This window comes from Salinimicrobium terrae DSM 17865 (assembly GCF_000424665.1).
GTDB classification, from domain to species: Bacteria; Bacteroidota; Bacteroidia; order Flavobacteriales; family Flavobacteriaceae; genus Salinimicrobium; species Salinimicrobium terrae.
Window position 1 is genome coordinate 1 of the sequence record NZ_AUKI01000006.1, and the last position, 25,314, is coordinate 25,314.

Annotated in this window: 15 protein-coding genes and 1 rRNA gene; 4 read left to right on the plus strand and 12 right to left on the minus strand. The window is 40.6% G+C overall.

Annotated features, from left to right (window positions below):
• The 4 genes from H148_RS0102270 to H148_RS0102285 form a co-directional block, all read right to left on the minus strand.
• A 16S ribosomal RNA gene (locus tag H148_RS0102270) occupies positions 1-76 on the minus strand; the annotation flags it as partial.
• A gap of 897 nt (positions 77-973) precedes the next feature.
• Entirely contained in the window at positions 974-2,908 is a 1,935-nt protein-coding gene (locus H148_RS0102275; RefSeq protein ID WP_029033350.1) for a putative porin, read from the minus strand.
• A 521-nt stretch (positions 2,909-3,429) separates the two neighbouring features.
• Positions 3,430-4,872 carry a RagB/SusD family nutrient uptake outer membrane protein gene (locus H148_RS0102280; protein WP_029033351.1) on the minus strand — a complete coding sequence of 481 codons (1,443 nt, stop codon included), beginning with the start codon at positions 4,870-4,872 and terminating at the stop codon, positions 3,430-3,432.
• 11 nt (positions 4,873-4,883) lie between these two features.
• Positions 4,884-8,039, minus strand: a complete 3,156-nt coding sequence (locus H148_RS0102285) for a SusC/RagA family TonB-linked outer membrane protein (RefSeq protein WP_029033352.1) — start codon at positions 8,037-8,039, stop codon at positions 4,884-4,886.
• A gap of 337 nt (positions 8,040-8,376) precedes the next feature.
• Here H148_RS0102285 and H148_RS0102290 point away from each other — a divergent pair, with 337 nt between their 5' ends.
• On the plus strand, positions 8,377-8,976 hold the full coding sequence (locus H148_RS0102290) for a ribonuclease HII (RefSeq protein WP_029033353.1): 600 nt from the start codon (positions 8,377-8,379) through the stop codon (positions 8,974-8,976).
• Positions 8,977-8,999: 23 nt separating this feature from the next.
• The gene (locus tag H148_RS0102295; protein ID WP_029033354.1) at positions 9,000-11,423 is read left to right on the plus strand and encodes a DUF3352 domain-containing protein; all 2,424 of its coding nucleotides are present in this window, start codon (positions 9,000-9,002) and stop codon (positions 11,421-11,423) included.
• 112 nt (positions 11,424-11,535) lie between these two features.
• Here H148_RS0102295 and lipB read toward each other — a convergent pair whose 3' ends face one another.
• Positions 11,536-12,234, minus strand: coding sequence for a lipoyl(octanoyl) transferase LipB (gene lipB / locus H148_RS0102300; RefSeq protein ID WP_029033355.1), 699 nt, complete (start codon positions 12,232-12,234; stop codon positions 11,536-11,538).
• Between the two features lie 56 nt (positions 12,235-12,290).
• Positions 12,291-12,449, minus strand: coding sequence for a YqaE/Pmp3 family membrane protein (locus H148_RS18445; RefSeq protein WP_083961546.1), 159 nt, complete (start codon positions 12,447-12,449; stop codon positions 12,291-12,293).
• A 118-nt stretch (positions 12,450-12,567) separates the two neighbouring features.
• On the opposite strand from H148_RS18445, the gene lysS reads away from it, so the two are divergent.
• Positions 12,568-14,268, plus strand: a complete 1,701-nt coding sequence (lysS, locus tag H148_RS0102310; protein ID WP_029033356.1) for a lysine--tRNA ligase — start codon at positions 12,568-12,570, stop codon at positions 14,266-14,268.
• Positions 14,269-14,344: 76 nt separating this feature from the next.
• On the opposite strand, the gene H148_RS0102315 is transcribed toward lysS, so the two are convergent.
• The 3 genes from H148_RS0102315 to H148_RS0102325 all read right to left on the minus strand — a co-directional run bounded on the left by H148_RS0102315 (position 14,345) and on the right by H148_RS0102325 (position 17,543).
• Positions 14,345-14,563: a hypothetical protein gene (locus tag H148_RS0102315; protein WP_029033357.1), complete on the minus strand. Its 219-nt coding sequence runs from the start codon at positions 14,561-14,563 to the stop codon at positions 14,345-14,347.
• Positions 14,564-14,662: 99 nt separating this feature from the next.
• Positions 14,663-15,667: a PorP/SprF family type IX secretion system membrane protein gene (locus H148_RS0102320; protein WP_281169089.1), complete on the minus strand. Its 1,005-nt coding sequence runs from the start codon at positions 15,665-15,667 to the stop codon at positions 14,663-14,665.
• A 1-nt stretch (position 15,668) separates the two neighbouring features.
• Positions 15,669-17,543: a T9SS type B sorting domain-containing protein gene (locus H148_RS0102325; protein ID WP_029033359.1), complete on the minus strand. Its 1,875-nt coding sequence runs from the start codon at positions 17,541-17,543 to the stop codon at positions 15,669-15,671.
• Between the two features lie 228 nt (positions 17,544-17,771).
• Here H148_RS0102325 and H148_RS0102330 point away from each other — a divergent pair, with 228 nt between their 5' ends.
• Positions 17,772-20,264, plus strand: coding sequence for a zinc-dependent metalloprotease (locus tag H148_RS0102330; RefSeq protein WP_029033360.1), 2,493 nt, complete (start codon positions 17,772-17,774; stop codon positions 20,262-20,264).
• A gap of 144 nt (positions 20,265-20,408) precedes the next feature.
• Here the strand turns inward: H148_RS0102330 and H148_RS0102335 are convergent, their stop codons facing one another.
• The 3 genes from H148_RS0102335 to H148_RS0102345 form a co-directional block, all read right to left on the minus strand.
• Positions 20,409-21,635, minus strand: coding sequence for a permease (locus H148_RS0102335; RefSeq protein WP_029033361.1), 1,227 nt, complete (start codon positions 21,633-21,635; stop codon positions 20,409-20,411).
• Positions 21,636-21,713: 78 nt separating this feature from the next.
• On the minus strand, positions 21,714-24,713 hold the full coding sequence (locus tag H148_RS0102340; RefSeq protein ID WP_083961548.1) for a heavy metal translocating P-type ATPase: 3,000 nt from the start codon (positions 24,711-24,713) through the stop codon (positions 21,714-21,716).
• Positions 24,714-24,792: 79 nt separating this feature from the next.
• The gene (locus H148_RS0102345) at positions 24,793-25,311 is read right to left on the minus strand and encodes a helix-turn-helix domain-containing protein (protein ID WP_245583375.1); all 519 of its coding nucleotides are present in this window, start codon (positions 25,309-25,311) and stop codon (positions 24,793-24,795) included.
• Positions 25,312-25,314: the final 3 nt, after the last annotated feature.

The window sequence follows — 25,314 nt, forward strand, 5'->3', positions numbered from 1 at the left end:
CGTGCTGCCCCTCGACTTGCATGTGTTAAGCCTGCCGCTAGCGTTCATCCTGAGCCAGGATCAAACTCTTCATCGTTAAATCTTATATACTTTAACAACTACTAAAGGAATTCCTCTTCTTCACCCCGATAGCTATCGGGGATCAAAGCTCAAAACGTTCTTCTAGTCTTAATTCTTATTTGCATTTGTTACTAATTAAAGCAACATACGCGCTGTCAATTCAATATGTCAATGAACACCCCTCTGTCCTGCGGACATCTCCCCTTAATAAGAGGAGAAAAATTCCGTTCTTCAGAAGATCTCTAGTTGAAATAAAAGGAGTTGAACCTTTTCTATTATACCCGTCCCGGGATTTCTATTTCAGTATGTTTTTGTGAACTTTGCTCGTGTTCTAAGCGGCTGCAAATGTACAACCTTTTTCGAACCTCGCAAGAAAAAAAATTATTTTTTTCTCAGCTTTAAAAATTCAAACCGGAAATGTTTTGTCGCAAAAGCGGATGCAAACTTACAACCTTTATACCTTAACTTCAAAAACTTTTTCTCAGAACTTCTAACTTTAAAAACACCCAAAGGCTACTTCTAAAAGCGGATGCAAAGATAAAATCAATTCCCTTTACAATCCAAGCCAAAATTCAAAAATCTTTCAGAGAACTTTTTTGCTTTGAAGTCTTGCTGCACCTTGGTTTAGCTATTGCTTCCCCTACTCCTGTACCTCGCTCTCAAAGCGGCTGCAAATATACAACCGAATTCCAATCCCACAAGTCTTCAACAAAACTTTTTTAAGGTTTTATTGACATTTCTATCACCCCAAAAACTAAGGCGCTGAAAATGACATTTTTGAGAAGGGATTTTTCTTCAACCTGCGTTAGGGATAGCAGCGGAAATCCTTTTTGTGAAGTATGAGCAAAAAGATTGAAGCGTATAGCCCGACCCCACTACGCGGCAGCGAAGGCAGGGGAACGCCCAAAAAATACTACATAAACATATTCCAAACCAATCCGAATCTTACACCAAAATCACGATAAGGATATAAAGGCGCAGAAAAATTATTATTCCCCTGGATCAAACTGTTCAAATGTTCAAGTTTGAAAAAGATGCGAGCCTGCCTGATTTTTCCGTTAAAGAAGAAATCTACAGTTGGAAAACCTTCAAACTCCAGCTCATTCTGCACATAAAATTCTGCCAGAACAGGATCATAGCCGTTCATATAATAATCTGTGAAGTAATTTAATGTGAAACCGGTTTGAAGATAAAGTGCTCGCTGGAACCAGTGGTCCCTGTAATACAAAGTATTCCTGGTCACAAGATCTGGCACATTTAGAACCTGTCCTCCATCCAATACCGATTGATAGAGAATAGTATTGTTTAAGGCGAATTTTCCAATAATAAATTCCCTTTCTCCCCTTAATTTAAAATAACTCACCTGTTCGTCGTGCTGAAAAGGCCGAAGAGTACCCAATTCATCAAGCCCAAAGTAAGACATATCATTTATCGTGGAAAACTCTAAATTGACATTCAACAGCTGAGGAGCCAATAGTTTAAAACCCAAAGACTGCCTGCTTTCGTTCGAAAAAGAGGTCTGCCAGTTATAATTTATGTAGTCACTTTGATAAAGAAGGAAATTGTAATTGGGAGCCCTGTCATTAATATTGGCCGTGGCCGCAATTAAAATATCTTCAGAAAGTAAGTAAGCAAGTTTGGCGCCCAGATCATAACCTTTAAAATCCCCGATTAAATTAATCATACCTTCCGCTTTGAACTGAAACCCGCCTAACGTTCCTGTGTAATCCCCTCCCGCCGAGATTATATCTCCCTGCAACCGGTTCACTATGAATCCATCTTTTAGATCCAGCACTGTATTATACCCATAATTATAATGAGTGTGTTTCCCCCGGGCTACAATCTGTGCAAGATTACCGGCTGTAAACCCCACATAGACTTCATTGGAAGTAGAAGTAAGCCTGGTTTCATCTCTTATACTCACTTCTTCAAAGGAGGGTCCAAAGAGTTCATTGGCACTTGCCTGACTATAATTATATTTTTTATAAGTATGATTTAATCTGTGACCAATAGAGAGATCCTTCTTCACCAAAGAATCTTCCCGTTTATAAAGAGCATAAGAATGATCGAGAAAAAATCTTTTCCCATGCAAAGTAGACTGCGAGTCCTCAAAATTCACATCAAGGCGCGACCGATCCTCAAATTCGGGATTTTTAGCTATGTATTGCTCAAGAGAAGATCCAGTAAGTCCGCCGTTTTCTTCATTGAGAAGATCCTGGGAGACAAAATGAGACTGAAGTCGGTACCTGTCATTAGGAGAATTATAACCTACGGTAGTTCGAAAATTTCCTGAACTGGTAAGCATATGTTGGTACCGGCCCAAAGACCGAAGACCTTTGTAAGCCACTGAAAAATTGAAATTAGGGGAAGTATTGATCGTAAAGAGCGCATCAACTGCCTGCCCCTGTTCAAATACAGTTTTATAAAATAGTTCTGTGAATGGGGTGGGAACATTATAATAAAATATATCCTCTACTTCCATGAAGTTATAATGTCGTGCCCTGGCTCCAAATTGAGGCATTACATACTGCTCTTTCAGAAAATCATAGGTAAGGTTGTTATAGGTTCTACCAACATTGGAAAACGGCAGTAAACCGAAATTGTCTCTTCTAAGGTAATTGAATCGATAATCTTTGTAAATATTAAGAGTAGTATCAACTATAGTGGTATCGTTTTCTACAGAAACTATTTTATAAAGTGAAATTGGCGCTTTTTCAACTTCCTCATCCTCCACAGAACTAAAATTCGTGCCAGAATCTCTGTTAAGCTGGCCACGGTTCCTCTCCACTTGACTAAACCCCTCAAATGTAGTAATTATAAAGAATATTAAAAATAGAAAGTATTTCATAATTCCATCCAAAAAAACAAAAATAGAACTATTGTGGGAAAGATTAGAAAAAGAGTAAAGCGAAAACCTAGAAGAACCAACTGGAAAAAAGTTTTCTGGTAATTTTGTTGTTCAAAAAACTAGATTGCCTCTACAATCTTCTTACTTCTACCTTAAAGAAGCCACCTCTTACCAAGGGCAGTCTGGGATTTTGGACTTTGAACTAAAATCACTTTTTAGTTTTAGTTTCCCAAATATTATAATTCATCAATTATCCATTGGCCATACATAAAAATTTGACTTTTTTATATAACAAAGCACCTCCTATTTAAAGCCATTTTAATGCTTCATGGCTGGATATAAAACCTCTACTCGTAGTATTTCCAATTTCTAGCTCATAAATCCTTTATTCGCTTAATACTACAAAAAAAATTAGGTAGACACACGGTTAACCGGGTCTGTCTGGGGCTGTAATATAGAAAAAGCTGCCTCGAATTAATGAGACAGCTTTTTCAATAAAGTAAATTAAAGAATTTATAAATTTATCTCCAACCTCCGTCAGAATAATCAACTCCAGCTTCTCCCTGACCGGCCCCAAAAGTATAGATTGGAATACCTGCAGCATTGAGTGCAGCACCAGGAATAGGGAAATGTTTAGGAGTTCCTTCCTGAAGAAGATTATGAGCCCTCATTTCAAAATATCGCAATCCCATTGGTCCAGACAAAAGTTCAATATGTCTTTCATAGAAAATAGCATCTGCAATAGCATCAGCATCAACAGCTACTGGCGGTAAATCCCCTCTAACAACTCTTGTACCAGAATTAATCACATCTGCAGCCTCCTGAAGCATACCCAAATAAAGATAAGCTTCAGCTAAGTATAAATTATTTTCAGCCTCAAGCAATTCAGGTATTGCTGTGGTAAGTCCAGATGAATCATATTCGTCATATCTACTATAACGATATGTACTAAAGTGATACGTACCTCTTTCAGGACGGAACCATGGTGCAGACACATATTCAAAGTCCATTTCAAGACGGGCATCCTCACTTTCAGCTGGTGGTAAGGTCGTCACACCTTCAGGCCAATAATCTGGATAATCTTCATCCATTAAATTAATAACTCTTAGATCTACCATTGGCCATCCAAACCAGGTTACCACATAGGCCCAGTAATTATACCAGGTTTGTCCACCATCACTTAATACTAAAAGATCATAGTTTTGCCCATTCTGTGCATAATCTAATACTCTTTGCCAGTCAAGATTCTGTCTTTCTTCAACATTTCTTGCACTGTTTACATAAATCCTGGCTGCAAAGGAATTTAAAAACTGGCTCCATTCCTCATTATTCAAATTCATTCCATTAACCTGCATATCCATATCGAAAGTTCCCCTATCCGCAGCTGCAATGGCCAGATCTAATTTTTCAAGAGCCAAAAGAGTAGCCTCTTCATAACCAAGTGGCTCCCCTTCATTAAGAGTTCCGGTTTCGTCAGATGCAAAAACCCTGTCAAAAACAAGAGCTAAATAACCCAAACTTGCTCCCTGTCCAAAACGAGCTAATGACTCATACTTATCTTCATTATCAAACACACCTTCACCTTCTATACCAATCATGATTGCATTGGCATCAGCCAAAATAGCGTGCATGGAATTAAAATAGGTTTCTGTAACAGCTGCGTTACCATAGGTAGCACTATTATTCCAGGCTGTTCTTGGCTCCGAAGATACATCTCTCGCAGCAAAGTTACCCCAGGACATAGAAAACGCATCTGCCATAGTAGCAAAAGCTATAGCCGGTCCGTTTACATGGTTTGCAGTTTGGTACCAGTTTTGAAATAATACGTCCGCGGTAGATTGAATACCGATCTGTGCACTGGATGGCTGCTCAAGATTTTCAACTTCAAGATCTGTTTCAAAGTCGGAACACGAGTAAAACATAACGGTAAAAACCGCCAGTAAGGTAATTCTTAAGTTTGTCATGATATTTTTTTTTAAAATTTAATTTGTGCTGAGAACGTATAAGATCTCGACACTGGATATACACCATAGTCAATTGCATAGTAGTTCTGAGTTACAGGATCATATCTCTGAACCTCAGGATCCCATCCTGAATAATCAGTAAAAGTTAACAAATTTCTTCCGGTCACACCCACACGAAGTGAGTCAAAAAATCCGTCGGCGACCATCGAAAGTTGCTCTTTTCCAAAGGTATAAAATACAGATGCCTCTCTTAACTTCACATAAGAACCATCTTCTACCCAGAATTTGTTTTCCTGATTCACATCATAAAGAGCCTGGTAATAATCATAAGTTTTCTTTTGGTCTTCAGGCACTCCCGCCATATCCATCATCGCATTTCTACTATCTCTTGTTAACCACTGGCCTTGTCTGTTATAAATGTCTCCACCTTCTTTCCAGTCCCATAGCATATAAAAATTAAATCCTTTATAACCAAGGTTTGAAGTGAAGCCCATATTAAAATCTGCAGTTTGAGAACCTATTTTACCATAAAGGCGGGTTCCATCCTCTCCTAAGAGAATCTGTGGCGCTTCATCAACCGTGCCTTCAGTTCCAGCAGGAATAACGAAACCATCAGAGTTGATTACATAATCGTCAATAGATTCTCCTTCAGGAAGTTGTTGAGCCATTTGATCTAAGCTTCTTACGAACTGGTACCCATACATGGCTCCAAATTCTTCACCTTCCTTAATCCTAAAAATTTCACCGGGACTATTTACACCTCCAGGACCTACTGTAATTGGATTAACATTTAATTCGGTAATCTCATTTTCAGTAGCACTAAAACGAACTCCTAAATCCCATCTCAAATCATCTCTTTCTAACACAGCAGAGGTAAGACTAAGCTCAAGCGTATTAAATTCAACCGTTCCAACATTCTGATACTGCCTGTTTGCACCAAGATTAACCGGAGCAAAAATATCTACTAATAAAAACTGATCTTCAGTCCTTGCTTTTGCATAAACACCTTCAAAAGTAAATCGGTTAAGAAACTCAATATTCGTACCAAATTCAAGTTCAGTTGTTGTTGAAGGTCTTAAATCAGGATTTGCCTTTATACGATCTGTGGCAAGAGCACCTGTAGTAAGTCCTATAGCATCATACTGCCAGTTAAATCCCGGTCTTTGTCCTGCAGTACCTAAAGCAGCGTGTACTTTCCATTCCGTAATTCCCGGCAAATCGAAGTCCTGCGAAATACGGTATGCACCAGATACTCTGTAGTAATCATTCCATCTGTAATTATCTCCAAACAACGAAGAACCATCCATACGATACATAGCATCTAAAATATATCGGTCCATGTAATCAAGTCCAAGGATCACAAAGGCATTATGAGCCCTTTCATCCGTTAAACTTGATCCAGTAGTCGTTGTTTCTGATTTAAAGTTATCTAATGATATAACCCCAGGATAAATAAAATCCTGCCCAAAACCATAGAAATACTCGTAGTGGTTGTCTTCTAATAAATAACTTAATTTACCCGCCACATTTAGTTCTCCAAAGGTCTCAATATAATTCAAAGTGGCCTGAGCTTTTTGAGATAGCGTATAACTACTTTCTTTGGAGAAATCTCCTTTAGAGTAACTGAATTGATAATCTACTCCATTCAAAAGACCGCCTGTCTGGAAAGCAGTATATGGATTATAATCATCATTATTCCATGTAGTACTTTCTACAGCATATTCAAGATCAAGATTTAATGGATCTGCAAATTTTATATTCAGGTTGTACGATCCTAAAAATCTGTTCCTGGTAGCCTTTTCTCTATTGGTAGCCAAAGGATACAATGGGTTAGTGGTAGTTGAATTCCATGGATCGGGTAAAAAATAATATGGCTGTCCATCAGGATTTTCTGCTGTAAGATCTACATCCGGATTTATAAGTGCCAAATTGAATAATACCCCATCAGTAGTACCTCCGGGAGTTTCATTGTTAGTTCTAATATAGTTATTGTTAGTACTTAATTTCAACCAATCATTAATTCTGAAATCTCCATTTAATCTGGCAGAATATCTCTTATAACCACCGGTCTCCACGAAAATACCTTCATTCTCAGTTCTGTCCGCAGAGAAGAAAAGGTTAGTAAACTCGGACGCATTAGAAACTGAGACATAAGTTGTATTATCAATACCCTTACCAAAAAATCTATCCTGATTATCATAAAGTACTCCAAAAGGATTATCCTGATAATGATCTTCAGAGGTAATCCTTGCTCCGGAAAGTCCAACAAACCCATATCCAGGGTAATCTGCTGCATAATCTACACCTGCATATTTAGTATAAGATCCTAAAACAGACTCATAATCATCTGCAAGCTCATAATAATGAGAATTACTTAATTCAATTTTATTTGAAAGTTCAGAAATACCCAAATCATTTCTTAAAGTAACCTGGGGACCATCCTGACTATACTTTCCTCTTTTAGTAGTGATTACGATAACACCATTACCGGCACGAGATCCATATAATGCAGATGCAGAAGCTCCTTTCACGATTTCGAAAGATGCAATATCGTCAGTATTGATATCATTAATACCACCTTCTACAATTATACCATCGACCAGGATCAATGGCTCCTGTCCTCCAAATAGGTTAGTAGCCCCCCGAAGCTGAATAGTTGCCCCAGAACCAGGCTGTCCAAAGTTGGTGATATTTACACCCGCAACCTTACCTTGCAGCGCGCTGGCAGCAGAAGTGCTGGGAATGTTTTCAAGATCTTCAGCATCCACTTTACCTACTGTTACAGATAATTTCTTCCTGCTGGTAGCCCCTGCTACACCAGTTACGACAACTTCCTCTAATTGCGCCGCATCCACAACCATGGTTACATTGATTACAGATTGGTCTTCAACTACTTCTTTCTTAGTGTCAAAACCAATGTAACTGAATACTAAACTACTGCCACTAGAAACCTCAATGGAGTAGCGACCATCAAAATCAGTCTGAGTTCCTCCCGTAGTAATGGCGTTACCATCAGAATTTCTTTCCTCAATTACAATATTCACGCCTGGTAGGGGCATACCCTGGGCATCCGTCACAGTACCCGTTACAATCCTGTCTTGTGCAAACGAAATTTGCGCGACTAACACTAGTAAAAGCGTTAGAATTCCACTTAATCTTTTTTTCATTTTATAATTTATTTGAATTAGCCAAGGCCAAAAATGATAATAAAATCTTAATAAAACAAGACAATGCGAAAATATTATCTGTTAATTGATTAAGAAATTCATTGATCATGAACACTGATTTCAATCATCTTAATACAAAATGAAGCTAAATCAATATGTAAGCTCTTTAAGCGGTTAACTTTTAGATATAATTAAACACAAACTATTAAGATGTATAATTATGTACAACTTTTCTTAGGTCCTTATTTTCAAAGGCTCCACTTATTTTCTACTTTTGTCCATCCTGTCCTGGATTTTTGGGCATGAGCGAAATAATATCCTACACTCCTTTAACAATATGTTAGCAAAACGCTTTTCAAAATCCCCTCTGGAATGCGGCACAGATGAAGCCGGAAGAGGTTGCCTGGCGGGACCCGTCACTGCAGCAGCAGTGATCCTGCCCCCAAGATTCCGGAATAAACTCATTAATGACTCGAAAAAACTCACAGAAGTGAACAGGAGCAGTTTGAGAAAAATTATTGAACAAAAAGCGCTTTGTTATACGGTACACCATATATATATGGAGGAGATTGATGAGATCAACATTTTAAATGCTTCCATCCTGGCCATGCACAAATGTATTGACAATCTCAATCCTGTCCCCGAATTCATTATTGTTGATGGTAACAAATTTAAGAACTACAGGAAAGTACCACACGAATGTATAATAAAAGGAGACGGAAAATTTCTGAGTATTGCTGCAGCCTCCATCCTGGCAAAAACTTACAGGGATGAGTTTATGATGAGGATCCACGAGGAATATCCCATGTACAACTGGAAACAAAACAAAGGATACCCTACTGTGGAACATAGGGAAGCTATAAAAGAATATGGAATAACAAAGTACCATCGTAAAAGCTTTAAGCTCCTGCCCGACCAACTGGAGCTCTCCCTCTAAAGATCCTTAACAATCCACCTTCCATGAAGAAGATTCTGACCATTTGCCTCCTCTCACTTTTCATTTCCTGTGCAGATGACCGTCCTACCACGGGAGCACTTACAGATTTTCTACCCCATGAACCGGCTGTAATCCTACAAATGGAAAATCCCGACCTGTTCTTCAATAATCTTCAGAATAACGATTTTCTAAAACTGAATTCACAGCACTCCTTATATATGGAGATCAAAAAAGGTCTTGACATACTGCAATTTTTCCCCCACAAAAAAGAAGCGCTTCTGGTCCTTAATCCTAAGGGAGAAGGATCTATTGATTTCCTTTTTATTAGCAGGGATGAACTTATACCCCAAGCTCTGGACTCCATTCCCAACCGGCAGGTAGAGACGATGAACTCAGATGACCTGGAAATAAAAAGATATACGCTGGAAGGCGAAATAGCTTATTCAACAAATATCGATAGCATAAGTTTTCTAAGCAATTCACTGAAATTACTGCAGGAGACTGCTAAAGGTAATTTAAATCCAGACCCCGATCTTCAAACGGCCTTTAAAGCTGCCTCCCCTAAAAAAACATCCTTATTTTTCCACTCCAAAAAGGCAGCTCCCTTCTTCGAAGAAGTATTTCCTCCCCAATTCGCAGCGTTTAGCGAATGGACCGTGGTCGACACAGATATCTCCCAGGATGACATTCAACTCAATGGAATTACCATTGCCTCAGATACTGTTCCTCGCTTAATAAATGTCTTTAAAGAAGTAGGAATCTCAAAAAATACTCTCGCAAATATCACTCCTGTCACCGGCAAAGAGTTCATTTCGGTTTCTTTTAAAGATTTTGAAAAACTGAATCAGAATTTAGCTCTTTTGAGAGGTCATCAACCTGAAACGGAATTTTCTACTGAATTTTCCCTGCTCCAATTGGCCAATGAAGCCGGAATCATTGAACTTTCTCAGGGTCCTGTGCTTGTCGTTAATACTAAAGAACCAGATAGTGCTCGCAACGCCTTCAATTTTGAGCTTCAACAGACTGAAGAATACCGCGGAAAGGCCATTTTTGAATTTCCTAATCCAAATGGTTTTCAGGAAATCTTCCAGCCGCTTCTGAATCCGCAAGAGCTACATTTTTTTACACTTTTGAATAACCATATATTGTTTGCAAGAACTTCCGAAGCATTAAAAGAAGTTATTGCAGCTGTTCAGGATGAACTGGTTCTGGCCAATACTGAAGCCTATAAAACTTCTTCAGAAAGCCTTAGTTCAGAAGCATCCCTGTTGATAGTAAAGAACAGTCAGACAAATGAAAAAGGTAAGTCAGCCGATTTGGATTATACCAACTTCCCCATTACTGCAATCCAGTATATTTATCAGGATAATTTTGCGCATGTGCACAGTATTCTCGCAAAAAGTGCTGCATTAAAAACTGAAAAACCCACTTCCAGGGTTGCCAGTATAAAACTTGGCGCCGCACTGGATTCCCGGCCGGTTTTCTTCAGAAATCATCGTACTAACGGAATGGATATCGCAGTCCAGGATGTTCAAAATACTCTGTATCTAATTTCTGCCGATGGTGAGATCTACTGGAAAAAAGACATGGATTCCCGCATTTTAGGAGAGGTTCAAACGGTTGATATCCTCCGGAACGGAAGGTATCAATTGGCCTTTGCCACTCAAAAAGCGCTGCATGTAATTGATCGTGACGGTAATGCTGTCAGACCGTTTCCTTTGAAGTTCCGGGACGAAATAACTCAGCCGCTTGCCATTTTTGACTATGACAATAAGCGCGATTACAGGTTTGTGATCTCCCAGGGCCGGGAACTGTTGATGTACGATCGAAAAGGGAAAAGTGTAAGAGGTTTTACATTCTCCCGGGCAGCTTCAGAAATCACGCAAGCTCCAAAACATATAAGGATTGGTCGCAAAGATTACATCCTGGCGCCGGAAAGGTCAGGTCAACTGAATATTCTTAGTCGTACCGGAAAGATTCGGGTGCCGGTTAAGGAAAACCTCAATTTTTCCGAAAATGAATGGTATGAGTACAATGGTAATTTTGTCTCTACTAACACTTCAGGACAAATCGTCAAGATCAATGAAGATGGTAATATTAAAAAGGAAGATCTTGGTTTAGCTGAAATCACCCACATCACAGCAACAGCCAAAACTCTGGTTACCTTATCGGAAAATGAACTGAGCATTGGAGGAAGCCCTGTCACTCTCGACTTTGGATTATACAGCGAATCTCAGATCTTTTACATAAATAATAAAATCTACGTCTCAGTCACTGATCTTCAGGCTAAAAAAGTCTATCTTTTTGACAGCAATGCCTCCTTAATTGAGGGATTCCCTGTATATGGAAATTCTCTTATCGATCTTTCTAATGCCGATGGTGATGCCGCACTGGAACTGGTAGTGCAGGGAGGAGATGATGAAGTGTTGGTTTATGAAGTGCAATGATCAGTGATCAGAAGTTGGCAGTAAATCAATCGCGGAATAAAAAACGCATTGCCAAAAGGGCCAGAGTCAATGGGTTAAAAACAAGTAATATTCAAGTTTTGAATTTTAAATTCTACACCAATTCCGCTTCAAAAAGGGCAGAAAAATGCTTCTTTAATTTTTGCTTGACCTCATCTTCAGAAACTTGCTTGACTCCAAGCTCCACATTTAAAGAAGTAACTGCCTTGCCTTTAATACCGCAGGGGATGATGTTGTCGAAATAGCCGAGATCTGCATTGACATTAAAAGCAAAACCATGCATGGTGACCCAGCGACTGGCGCGAACGCCCATGGCACATATCTTTCTTGCAAAGGGAGTATCAATATCAAGCCAGACTCCTGTTTCTCCTTCACTGCGTCCCGCCTCAACGCCATACTCTTTTAAGGTAAGAATGATCGTTTCTTCTAAAAGCCTGAGGTATTTATGAATGTCTGAAAAAAAATTTTCAAGATCAAGAATAGGATAACCTACAACCTGGCCGGGGCCATGATACGTTATATCCCCTCCCCTGTTGATCTTGTAAAAAGTAGCATTCTTTTGCTTCAGCTGCTCCTCATTGATTAAAAGATGAGAGATATCTCCGCTTTTTCCAAGGGTGTAAACATGTGGATGTTCTACAAGTAAAAAATGATTTTTTGTTGGCACTTCAGTTGCTTCCCGTCGATTTCTGATCTTTTGATCAAGGATCTCTTTAAAAAGCTGTTCCTGATACTCCCAGGTATCTTTATAATCCCGCAGCCCCAGTTCCTGAAAATTTATGTTTTTGTTCAAATCTAAATGGTATTGAGATATGAGGTGAGAGAAATGAGATTGATTTACCTCAAAAACTATCGCTTGTTATTATTTAAAATGATCAAAGCTGCGATCACACCGGGAATCCATCCCAGAAGGGTAAGAATTAAAACTATTAGAATAGATCCACAGCCTCTGTCAATTACTGCCAGGGGTGGAAAAAGAACAGATAATATTACTCTCCAAACACTCATAAGAATACAAAGATATCAAATTTTGCGGCAATATGGGATCCGCCTCTCCTCACAAAAAACAATTGATTGGTAGTCCATTAGTCTGTATCTTTGCCAGTCGAAATTTGAAATAAAAACAATGCATTTATCTGAACAGGAAATTATTCGCAGGGAAAAACTTGATTCTCTTCGAAAACTTAATATAGATCCATATCCCGCGGCGCTTTATCCCGTCGATAATACGGCAGCAGGCATTAAAGCTGAATTCGAAGAGCAGAAGAAGGTGGTGATTGCCGGAAGGTTAATGTCCAGAAGAATACAGGGAAAAGCTTCTTTTGCTGAAATTCAGGATTCCACCGGGAGAATTCAGGTGTATTTTAACCGCGATGAGATCTGTCCCGGAGACGATAAAAGCAAGTATAACGACATTTATAAAAAACTCCTTGATATTGGAGATTTTATAGGAATTGAAGGAGAACTTTTCAAAACACAGGTTGGAGAAAAGACGGTAATGGTGAAAAATTTCACTTTATTGAGCAAATCTTTACGACCACTTCCCCTACCCAAAACTGACAAGGAAGGACATGTTTTTGACGAGTTCAATGACCCTGAATTAAGATACCGTCAACGCTATGCAGACCTGGTGGTGAATCCAAAGGTCAAAGAAACCTTTGTCAAGAGAACAAAGCTGTTCAATGCAATGCGGAACTTCTTCAATGACAAAGGTTATTTCGAAGTTGAAACTCCCATCTTACAATCCATTCCCGGGGGAGCAGCCGCAAGGCCGTTCATTACGCATCACAACGCACTTGATATTCCGCTTTACCTGAGGATCGCGAATGAGCTGTATCTAAAAAGACTTATTGTAGGTGGTTTTGACGGGGTGTACGAATTTTCTAAAAACTTCAGAAATGAAGGCATGGACAGGACGCACAACCCGGAATTCACCGTTATGGAGATTTATGTAGCCTATAAGGACTACAACTGGATGATGGAATTTGTGGAGCAGTTACTGGAATATTGCGCCATGGCTGTAAATGGAACTACTAAGGCAACTTATGGTACGCATGAAATAGATTTTAAAGCTCCGTATGCAAGAGTTACAATGACCGACGCCATTAAGAAGTTCACCGGCTTTGACATTACAGGTAAGTCTGAAAATGAACTATTTGAGGCTGCAAAAGGCATGGGCATTGAAGTGGACGAAACTATGGGTAAAGGAAAACTTATAGACGAGATCTTTGGCGAGAAATGTGAAGGCAAATTTATTCAGCCAACATATATCACAGATTATCCTAAGGAGATGAGTCCGCTGTGTAAAGAACATCGTGAAAACCCGGAGTTGACTGAAAGATTTGAGTTGATGATCTGCGGAAAAGAGGTGGCTAATGCCTATTCTGAACTTAATGATCCTATTGACCAGCGAAATCGTTTTGAAGATCAGTTGGAACTGTCTGAAAAAGGGGATGATGAGGCCATGTTCATTGACAATGACTTCTTACGTGCTCTTGAATACGGAATGCCCCCAACTTCCGGTCTTGGAATTGGGATGGACCGTTTGATCATGTTCCTGACAAATAAGAAATCCATTCAGGAAGTGCTGTTCTTCCCGCAAATGAAGCCGGAAAAGAAAGCTGCCACTCCAAAACCTGAAGATTTTATTAAAATGGGAGTACCACAAGAGTGGGTAGATACTGTAATGCACGAATATGGAACGGTAGCTAAACTAAAAGAACAGAAGCCGACTCAGGTTCATCAAAAACTGAACGGTCTACGTAAAAAGAACAAACTACCTGTAGCTGCCCTGCAGCTGGAAGAGGTAGAGAACTGGTTTGATTAAAAAACTGTTTCAGAAGATAAAAGCGCCGTTCCAGAACACTTCTGAAACGGCGTTATTTTTTATTCAATATTCCTCTTTATTTTTTACCGAACATGCCGCTGCCTAATTTTCCGGCTGCACCGGCAATTCCGCCGTCATCTCCAGTTCCATTACCTTTAAGGTAATTATCCACCTGTCCTGCCATAGCAGGAGGCATTTTATCCTTTAAAAATTTTGCTATTGTATCTACAGCGACTTGAGCCTGCTCCGTCGAGATCCCCGCTCTTTCGGATACTAAATTTACAATCTTTTCCATTCTACTTTTTTTAAATTATTCTATAAGAAGATAAGAATAATGTGAGGGTTCAAAAAATGAAAAAGTGGGATTAACTTGAGATTAACCTAAACTCATATACTAATTTATAGCAGGACAGCCGCAGTCGTAACGCGCCCGTGCAGCACCAAAATTGTACCCGAGGGTGATTTGATGAAAACCGCTATTGCTCATGACGATTTCATTGAATTGCTGGGAATAGGTGTAGCCAATTAAGAAACTCCGGAATTCTACTCCAGCAAAAGGGGTGACATATCTCAGATTCTCCATATTCTCCTCTACTTTGTCAAGACCTTGTCGGTATGACAATCCCGCCCAAACTTGCCCGAACTCGAAGTTCCTGTAGGCTTTCATATTTACATCTACAGCTTTTTGATGCGTGGCTTCGGCAATTTGAAACATGGCTGAAGGTTCAAGAAACCAGTCATAGGAAGGCGAAAAAATGTATCCCGTGGTAAGAAAGTATCTCCGCAGGTTTACCGCTATATTATCAGAATTGAAGAGTTCTCTCTGGATTGGCAGCAGGTTTTTCGCAGCAAAATGAACATAGAGATCATTTTTAAAATAAGACATTCCCACATCCATGTTAGCATAGGTCACGGAAGTATTTTCCTGTCCCAGTATTGGATCTGGTTGGGTAAACCCGCTCTGGTCCAGGCGATGCTGAATAATTCCTGCGCTTATCCCAAAACTTAGCCTGTGGAGCTCGAGATCTCCTGAAGGCAATCTCAAATAATAAGCAAAAGCCCCATATACGCCTGACTTTGAGAAGTTTCCGTTATGGTCATTGAACAGGATAGCCCCAATTCCTTCTTTGTTACCAAGCCTCCCATTAACTGTCAAGGTTTGCATTCCCGGTGCATTTTCAACATCAAACCATTGCTGCCTTGCAGTTAATCTTAATTGATTTCTTATGGCAGCTCCAGCCAGGGAAGGATGCAGGAGAAAAAGATTGTCTGTTAAATAATCAGAGTAGGTTGGGATGATCTCCTGCGCATAACCTTTTTCCATGATTAGAGAAAAACAGATCATACAGGCTAACAAAAAAGAATTGGAAAGAGGATTAATTTTACAACATTTAAACATACTAGCGTTTTAAGGTAAAATGGCCTTTTACGGGATCATAACCTTCAATAAAAATGTGATACCAATAATCTCCCGCAGGTGAATCTTTTCCGTTTATGGTCCCATTCCAGGAGAAGCCAGCTCCATTCCCGGCTGCCAATAACTTTCCATACCTGTCAAAAATTCTAATTTCTGAGCTGTTAAAATATCCAACTCCTTTTATTTCAAATCGGTCGTTAACACCATCATTATTTGGGGTAATGAACTGCGGCAGCACAATATGAGGAAATTCTTCAGAAACTGTATTACATTTTTCTAAATCCCGCACGTAAGCTGTGTAGACTCCTCCGGAAACATTTGTAAAAAAATTTGATTGTTGGAAATTAATTCCGTCCAGGGAATATTCAAAAACACCGGAATTAGCAGGTTCAATAATCACACTGCTTCCTTCTGAACGTATATCGGCAATGCCTGCTACATCAGCTGTATTTACTTCAAATCTCTTTGTTGCACTACAACCATTAATATTTGTTACTGTCACGAAATAATCCCCCGGCAGGGAAATATTTATTTGCCTGCTTGAAGCACCCGTACTCCAGTCATAACTGAAGTTTCCTGCCCCGGCATCGAGTTGCACCTCACTGCCTGTACATAGCTGAAGCTCTTCATCTGTCACCTGGGGCACAGAGTAAATTTCTAAAGTCACAGGAGTGCGGGGGCCAGGTTCACATGTAGATCCTGTTTTAAAGGCTTCGGCGTAATAAGTTCCTCCCTCCGAAGGAACAAATGTATTGCCTGTTGCTATTTCCTCCCCATCTGTAGCACTTTCAAACCACCTAACCGACTCATCTGTGTTAGTCACCACCTCCAGTGGTGGAATGGAATTCCCTTCACAGATATTCAGGTCCCCCAGGCTCACGGGAGCTTCGGGTTCTTCAAATACAAATACTGCAAAAGGTTCAGAGACCGAACTACACAAATTATCCTGAAGATTTACTGCATCTTCTGCCACTTTTACTCTAAAATACCGGGTTGAGCTGATAGGTGAAGAGATAAAAGTTGTTGCTGTTTCCCCTGGAATATCCTGCCAGTTCTGATTATCTATACTTTCCTGCCATTGAAAAGCATGGCTGTTGTAAACAGTATTATCTGGTGTTGCCGTTAATTCTACACTAACAGGAACATCGGGTGGACAAACATCCAGGGAAGTTTCGGTAGAATTTGACAAGTTAACTTCAGTTTGATCTCCGCAAGACCGGAAAATAATATCATCAATAGCGAGATCATTTCCGCAGCCACCAACTCCGTTATTGAACATTCTAAGAATAACATTAGACTGACCGGCCCCTGAGCGGAAGACCAGGGCATACTGTTCCCAAAAAGGATAGGAGGTGCCCTGAATGTCACCTGTGCTCCCACTGGCCAGTTTGACAGAATCTGTCTCATCCCAAATTTCAAAACGCACATTTATAGGAATTCCGGAACCAGGACAGACAGTACTCGCTCCATTATAAATATTCATCAAAAAAGCAGAAAATTCATAGGTAGTTGCCTCACATAAACCTGAAATATTTGTCTCATAAAACATTCCGGCATTATTATCATCGGCATTGACAATTAAAGCTTTTCCGTTAGAAATGGTACTTGAAGGCAGGGTTTTATGCCAACTTCCTATATCCTGTCCAATGTTGCTGGATATAGTATACTGCCCGTCCTCGGGGTCTCCTACAAAATAAGTATAAGTAGTGGTACCGGCCGGCAACTCCTCTCCTGTTCCTGTGCCCGTTCCAAAAGTTTCATGAAAAATGGGTACCCCCTTACTCCCGGGACAAAAACCCAATTGGGAAAAAACATTCCCGGAAATAATAAAAAAAATAAAGATAAAGGGAGTTCTCATCTTTTTCAAAGGTACAGGAAAGACAGAATAATTTAAGAATTTATTAGGATGTTCTTTTTATTCTCACAATTAGCTTTCATCTCACTTTTCTTTCATATTAAACCTTTTACCTCTTCTCCTGTCCAAGTATCAGCATAGTGCATCTCATTGTATTTTAACATTTCCGGGTTAGGCATCCGGTTTATGTTTTTATAAATTGGGCGATTCTTAACTAAATAATTCTATTTAATGAACAACCGAATAATGTTCCGGCTGGTTATTGTTTTCTTTTCTTTTTCAATAACAAGCTGTGCCGTATTTCAACCTGAAAAGAAAAAAGATACAGCGACCGCCACAAAACCTTCCGAAAAGGATAAGAACGGGATCAAGGCTTATGATAAAGTGATCACCAAAGAAGCTAAAACCGACGCTGGCCTCTTTACAGTACATCAAATAGATGACGATTATTATTACGAGATTCCCGACAGTCTTTTCAATCGTGAAATGCTTATGGTGACCCGAATTGCACAAACTGCATCGGGCATAGGCTTTGGTGGCGGAAAGCAAAATGAACAGGTGCTGCGATGGGAAAAGAAGAACAAGAATGTTCTTTTACGTGTAGTATCTTATGATGTTTTTGCAGCCGATTCCCTTCCGGTACATGAAGCGGTGGTGAATTCTAACTTTGAACCTATTCTTTTCTCATTTGACATTGAAGCTGTCCGAAAGGATTCTGTGAACAATTCAACGGTAATAAAGGTGACAGACCTTTACGAGAAAGATGTCAAGGCACTGGGTTTTCCCGAAAGACGTCGTAGTGACTATAAGATAAGTCGTCTGGATGACAGTAGATCTTATATTGATACTATTAGAAGTTACCCTGAAAATATTGAAATTCGACACGTCAAAACTTATAACGCCGGCGAACCTCCCTCAAATTCAAGCACTGGATCCATTTCAGTCAAAATGAGTAATTCCATGATCCTGCTCCCAAAGGTTCCTATGGAAAGAAGATACTATGACGAGCGGGTGGGCTGGTTTACAACCGGGCAAATTGATTACGGACTAGATAACCAAAAGAGTGAAACAGTTCGTTACCTTGACCGTTGGAGACTTGAGGTGAAGGAAGAAGACATGGAAAAATTTAAGCGTGGGGAACTGGTTGAACCCAAAGAACCTATCGTTTATTATGTAGACCGTGCCACTCCAAAAAAATGGATACCCTATATCAAACAAGGGATTGAAGATTGGCAGGTAGCTTTTGAGGCTGCAGGTTTCAAAAATGCCATTATTGCCAAGGATCCTCCTACTGTGGAAGAAGATCCGGAATGGAGTCCCGAAGATGCTCGTTATTCGGTGGTGAGATACCTCGCTTCCCCAATTCCAAATGCAAACGGGCCTCATGTTAGTGACCCACGTTCAGGAGAAATTCTGGAATCGGACATCAACTGGTATCACAACGTGATGACCTTGTTGAGAAACTGGTTCTTTGTTCAAACTGCAGCCATCAATGAAGATGCCCGCGGAGTAGAATTTAAGGATGAAATTATGGGCCGACTGATTAGGTTTGTATCTGCCCATGAGGTAGGGCATACCATTGGTCTTCCACATAATATGGGAAGCAGCGTTGCCTATCCTGTTGAATCTTTGCGGGATCCCGAATTCACAAAAAAATACGGTACCGCTCCTTCAATTATGGACTACGCACGGTTCAATTATATCGCTCAACCCGAAGACGGAGATGTTGCTTTGATGCCAAACATTGGTCCTTATGACAAATATTCGGTCATGTGGGGCTACAAGCCAATTCCCGACAAAGTAGGGAAAGAGGAAAAAGAAGTTCTTGATTCCTGGATCCTGGAAAAAGCGGGAGATCCTGTGTACAGGTTTGGAGCTCAGCAAAGCGGAGTGATCGATCCTACTTCTCAAACAGAAGATCTTGGTGACGATTCTGTACTTGCAAGCCAGTACGGAATTAAAAACTTGAAGAGAATTGTTCCAAACCTCATCGAATGGACTGCCGAAGATGGTAAAGATTATGATGATCTTGAAACCATGTACGAGCAGGTGCTTAGCCAGTATAACCGTTATATGGGACATGTTGCTGCCAATGTTGGTGGTGTGATTAAGGAGACTAAAACTTACGATCAGGAAGGTGCGGTTTATTTTCACGTAACTCCCGAAAAGCAGAAAACAGCAATGAATTTCCTTCAGGATGAGTTATTCTCTACTCCCGAATGGCTTATCGATCAGGAAATCTTCAACAGAACCGAATTTGACGGTAGTGTTGAAAGGATCAGAACCACTCAGGAAAGAACGCTAAACAATCTCCTTGACTTCGGAAGAATGGCAAGGTTGATCGAGAACAGGGAAATGAACGGAAGCAGTGCCTACGGTCTTCTGGACATGATGCAGGACCTGAGATCGGGTGTTTGGAGTGAACTGAGAAGAGGACAAAGCATTGACACTTACCGTAGAAACCTTCAGCGGGCTTATATTGATCGCATGGAGTACCTTATGACCGAAGAACAATCCGAAATTCCTGCGCGTTACCGCTCATGGGTTACAAGATCAAATGTTGATGTTGCACAAAGTGATATTCGTCCTGTTGTTCGTGGGGAGCTGAAAAAACTTCAGCGTGATCTTCGAAACAGCATTGGCCGAAGCAATGATACTCTAACAAGATATCATCTGGAAGACGCTTTGGAAAGAGTAAATCTTATTCTTGATCCCAACAGTTAATCTGTTGAACATTAATAAAAAAGAGCCGGACGATTGTCCGGCTCTTATATTTTTGTAGAGTTTCAAAAATGCTATTTTTGAGGCTCAAGGTTACTGCAGCTTTCTGTCTCCGACCTCTCTCTCTGTTGACATAATATTCTTTCTTTAAAGAATAAAATATTTTACAACCAACCCGCCAACTAACCAGGCATATGCAGCAAAAGACAGATACTTCATTATATTCTCAAGAGTCATGCTTTTAGGTGCCATTTCCTTCATGTACTTCACATCCTTCCGTTTAAAGAATCCAATGTAAATTAATATCCCCGACAGAATTAAAAATAAAATATTGAGGAAGAAGGTATAATCTATTGCAAAATATTCAGCAGACATGATTTTGACATCTTGAGGATCTGGTAAGAAGTTCAGGAGATCAAATGAATAATGCAGGACTAAAGCCGTACCTAAAAGAGCGGCAAACAGGAGACCTAGAATGAAAAGGGACATCTTCCAGCCGTAATACCGTGCATTTATCCTTAGTACCGGAAAAACTACAAGGTCACTAAAAATAAAAGCCATAACACCTCCAAAACTCACTCCTTTTCCAAACAAAAGTGCAGCAAGCGGGATATTCCCCATAGAGCCAATGAAAGTAAGAAAAGCAGCTACAGGACCAACAATGATATGCTGTACTACGGTTAGAAAAGAAAAGCTGGAAACATCAGGTCCGCTATTGATGAATAACGTTCTGAAAAATGAATCCGGAACAAAAGCGGCCACTACTCCGGCAATAGTAAAACCTATGGTGACATCTTTCCATACCATCTTCCACTCCATTCCATACTGCTTCGCCACCTTGGCCCAACCTGTTTCAGACTTTATTTTTTCCTTCCAGGACTTATCGGCCTCCTTCTCGTCTTCATCTTCATCCTTATTCAGTCGCTCCCGCGCCTTTTTAATAAGACCTTTCGGGTTAATGAGGCGGATAAGCAGCCAGCTAATTAAAATAAGAAGAATCCCTCCTACGTACTCGCCAACTACAAATTGCCAACCAAGAAAAACTGCAATAATGATCCCCAGCTCAATGACAAGGTTAGTAGAAGCAAGGAGAAAGGCAATTGAAGAAACAAAAGCAGCACCCTTTTTGAAAAGACTTTTAGTGGTGGCAAGAGCTGCGAAACTACAGGAGCTGCTTATAAAACCGAAAAAGGTGCCGAGTAGCACCCCTTTTTTTTCTTCTTCGCCCATGGTTTCCTTCATCTTCTTTTCGGTCACAAATACCTGGATGAGGCTGCTAATTAAATATCCTAATATGAATGCCCATAAGGCCATCCAGAAAAAACCGGTTGTTGTATGGGCGGCTTCTCCCCAATTCTCAAGAAATTGCTGCATCTTATTTAGTTTATATTGATAACTTCAAATAATTTCAGATTTTCTATTTTATAAGGTTTCCAAAATGTCATTTTATAACTACTCTATTTCAGCCCGTTTAAGCCTTAGCGCATTGGCAATTACAGACACCGAACTGAAACTCATAGCCAGTGCTGCAATCATTGGAGAAAGCAAAATTCCAAAGAAAGGATAAAGTAATCCGGCAGCAATTGGCACCCCAAGAGTATTATAGATCAATGCGAAGAACAGGTTTTGCTTAATATTCTTCATCACCTTCTTACTTAAAGCTTTTGCTTTTACTACGCCGTGTAAGTCGCCTTTTACAAGAGTGATCTCTGCACTTTCGATAGCTACATCGGTCCCGGTTCCCATGGCGATTCCAATATCTGCTTTTGCAAGTGCGGGCGCATCGTTAATCCCGTCACCGGCCATGGCAACTTTTTTACCCTGCTGTTGAAGCCTCGTGACTTCCTCCATTTTATCCTGCGGCAACATTCCCGCCTTAAAACCTGATAAATGGAGCTCCTTTGCCACGGCCAATGCCGTTACTTCATTGTCCCCGGTCATCATCAATACCTCAACGCCTTCATCAATAAGGTCTTTAATTGCCTGTCGACTCGTTTCTTTAATAGGATCTGTGATGGTAACATATCCGGCCACTTTTCCGTCAATAGCGATAAAGGAAACTGTTTTGCCCTGTTCCTGTTCCCCTTTTACCTGCTGCTGAAGTTCTTTGCTCACTTCAGCATTAATCTCCTTCATTAACTTGTCATTTCCTATTGCAATCTTTTTTTCTTCGGAAATTCCCGTAACTCCCTTTCCGGTTACAGCATCAAAATCTGAAGCTTCGGAAAATTTAAGGTCATGTTTTTTTGCATAGCGAACAGTAGCTTCTGCCAGGGGATGCTCACTCTGTGCATTTATAGAAGCCAGATAAGAGATCAGCTTTTCTTCTGAAATTTCTCCTGAAGCCATCACTTTTTCTACTGAAGGTTTTCCTTCAGTAATGGTTCCGGTTTTGTCAATGATGAGCACATCGATCTTGTCCATTTGCTCCAGACTCTGCGCATTCTTAATAAGCACACCATTTTGAGCACCTTTCCCAACTCCCACCATAACAGACATTGGAGTGGCCAGACCAAGAGCACAGGGACAGGCAATGATAAGAACTGCAATGGCATTTATGAGAGCGTAAACATAGCTCGGCTCCGGTCCTAATGCAGCCCAAACAATAAAGGTAATTATCGAAATGATCACCACTACCGGCACAAAATATCCGGAAATCTTGTCGGCTAACTTTTGGATTGGCGCCTGCGACCTGCTGGCATCATTTACCATCTGAATGATTTGGGAAAGTAGGGTTTCATCCCCTACTTTCTCCGCTTTCATAGTGAAACTCCTGTTGCCGTTAATAGTTCCTGAAGTCACCTTATCTCCTTCTACTTTCTCTACAGGCACCGGTTCCCCGGTGATCATGGATTCATCAATGTTCGTCTGGCCTTTCTGAATACTTCCATCGACAGGGATCTTGTCACCCGGTTTCACCCTTAGGATATCCCCAACCTGAATTTCGTCTGTATGAATTTCGCGTTCTTCTCCATTGACCACAACTGTTGCTTTATTTGGAGCTAATTTCAGCAATTCTTTTATAGCCGAGTTCGTGCGGCTGTGGGCTCTGGCTTCAAGGAGTTGCCCTAAAAGTACTAAGGTCAGAATAACAGTTGCAGCTTCAAAATAAACATGCACGGTTCCGTGGTCGGTAAGAAATTGCTCTGGAAACCATCCCGGAAATAACATTCCAAAAACACTGAAAAGCCAGGCCACTCCGGCACCAATCCCAATAAGAGTAAACATATTTAGGTTCCAGGTAGCGATAGATCTCCATGCCCTTTCAAAGAACATCCAGGTGGCGTAGAACACCACCGGAAGAGAAAGACCGAATTGAACCCAATTCCAGGCTTCCATACTCATCCAGTTGTAAATAGGATTGCCGGGGATCATTTCTCCCATGGCGATAATAAATATCGGCAGGGTAAAGGCAACTGCTATTTTAAACTTTTTGAGCAGCTTATTGTAAGACTTCTGCTCGGCAGAAGCTTCAGGCTCCATGCGCACCAGTTCCATTCCGCATTTAGGACAACTTCCCGGCTCATCCTCGACAACCTCGGGGTGCATAGGGCAGGTATAAAGTGGCTTGTCCGCCTTTAAGCTGACTTCTTCCACCAGATCCATTCCGCAGACGGGACAGTCTCCGGGTTGATCATAGGTCTTATCTCCTTCACAATGCATGGGACAATAAAAAGTTCCTGTCCCTTTTCCTTTGGGTTTTTTCGGCTTAGGCGGTGCAGAAATATCCTGCCCCGGAAGAAAAATATTATAAGTGCCACCATCTTTTTCCAGCACTTCCTGAAACTTCTCCAAAGGCACATGCCGCACCATGGTGACCACAGCTTCAGCTTTTTCAAGATCCACCTCAACCTTTGTAACCCTATCAACTTTTGAAAGCGTCTCCTCTACATGAGTTCGGCAGCCATTGCAGGTCATTCCCGTGATCTGGTATTTGTGCGACATGAGTTCCTCCCCTTCTGAATCGGGTGTTGAAATATGATAGTTGCCACCGTCCTGCTGTAATGCAGACTCAAAAACATCTACAGGAATATGCCGCTGCATCTTTATTACAGCTTCAGCGTTTTCAAGATTTACCTTTACCTCTGTGACATCATCAACCTGAGAAAGAGTCTCCTCAACATGAGTCCGACAACCATTGCAGGTCATACCGGTGATATTATAAGTGTGGGTCATTCCAGAAGCAACTTTAGAAGTGTCATTTTTAAGACCTTTATCTGCGGAATTTTCTTCAGAAGTACCGGGAGCTAAAATGTGATAATTACCACCACCCTGTTGCAAAGCAGTTTCAAAAACATCCCATGGAATATGCCGTTCCATTTCCACGATTGCCTCCCCTGTTTCAAGATTGACTGAGGCATTCTTTACTCCGTCTACTACCTGAAGAGTTTCTTCTACATGCGCACGGCACCCGTTGCAGGTCATGCCGGTAATTTTATAAGTATGTTCCATTTCCTTAACTTTTACATCCCAAAGTTCGCAGGATCTTAAGCGGAGATGTTATACAATTCTGGAAATTTGTGGTAAGATTCTAAAGCTTGTCCAGAGGAATGCGTTTATTTTCCTTTACCTGCTTAAAATGGGTGGGAGTTAATCCCGTTACTTTTTTGAACTGCTTACTAAGATACGATACACTTGAATAATTCAGCTGAAACGCAATCTCACTGAGGGAAAGTTCGTCGTAGACCAGCAGTTCCTTCACTCGTTCAATCTTTTGGATGATCACATATTGTTCAATGGTCATGCCCTGAACTTCAGAAAAGAGTTTGCTTAGGGCAGAATAATCATGGTGGAATTTTTCAGAAAGATATTCTGAAAATGTCATTTTTGGAAGGTAATTGGGGTTGCGGATTAATTCCACCACCGCAGTTTTGATGCTCTCGATTAATCGGGTCTTTTTATCATCAATAAGTTCAAAACCGAGCCTTACAAAGCGTTCATTCAGAAGCTTCTTTTCTTCAGCAGAAAGTTCGCGCTCCACTTCGGCCATACCCAGTTCTACTGTAAGCGGGTGAAGCCCGAACTTTTCGAGTTCAGACTTCACCATCATATT